The 300-nt window shown below is 64.3% G+C and carries 1 protein-coding gene; it reads right to left on the bottom strand.

Features of this window, described 5'->3' with window-relative positions:
• The coding region (locus QSV46_RS39330) for an ATPase domain-containing protein (RefSeq protein WP_314964036.1) at positions 1-300 on the bottom strand (300 nt) is incomplete at both ends.

The raw sequence follows: 300 nt of genomic DNA, 5'->3' as shown, positions 1-300 counted from the left end.
GCGCACCAGCGTGTCGCAGATTTCCAGCGCCTGCTCGCCGGTATCGGGCTGCGAGATCAGCAGTTCATCGATGTTGACGCCGAGCTTGCGCGCATAGACCGGATCGAGCGCATGTTCGGCGTCGATGAAGGCGCAGATGCCGCCCTTCTTCTGTCCCTCCGCCACCGTGTGGAGCGCCAGCGTGGTCTTGCCTGACGATTCCGGCCCGTAGATCTCGACCACGCGTCCCCTCGGCAACCCGCCGACGCCGAGCGCGATATCCAGGCCGAGCGAGCCCGATGAAATGGTCTCGATATCCAT

Origin of the sequence: Bradyrhizobium cosmicum (assembly GCF_032290525.1) — a bacterium.
GTDB lineage: Bacteria > Pseudomonadota > Alphaproteobacteria > Rhizobiales > Xanthobacteraceae > Bradyrhizobium > Bradyrhizobium cosmicum_A.
This window is presented reverse-complemented; position numbering and strand designations above follow the sequence as displayed.